The 299-nt window shown below is 70.6% G+C and carries 1 protein-coding gene; it reads left to right on the top strand.

Translation table 11 applies throughout. The annotated features are described in order from the left end of the window. On the top strand, positions 1-242 hold a 242-nt coding region (locus ADK60_RS46995), incomplete at its 5' end, for a hypothetical protein (RefSeq protein WP_234371280.1). Positions 243-299: the final 57 nt, after the last annotated feature.

Genomic DNA, 299 nt, shown 5'->3' with positions numbered 1-299 from the left:
TGGAGCGGCTCAAGGAGGCGTTCCTGCGCTCCCCGTACGCCGGCCGGACCCCGCTGCGGGTCGAGGCGCCGTTCCAACTGGTGCTGGCGGGCCGGGTGGGGCGCGGCCGGATCGACGCGGTCTACCGGGACGGGGAAGAGGGGTCAGAAATCGGCGGCGCGTCACGCTACGAAGGGGGGGACTGGAAAAAGCACCGCGGGGCCCTCCGGCATCCGCCTCTTTTGCCTGAGAACCGAAGTTGAGGGCGACCGGATGGATTAGAAAACGGTTCGCCGGGCCCACCCCGGGAACCGCACCCG

The organism is Streptomyces sp. XY431 (assembly GCF_001279805.1).
Taxonomy (GTDB): domain Bacteria; phylum Actinomycetota; class Actinomycetes; order Streptomycetales; family Streptomycetaceae; genus Kitasatospora; species Kitasatospora purpeofusca.
Note: the sequence above shows the minus strand (reverse complement) of the source record. Positions and strands in the feature narration are given on the sequence as shown.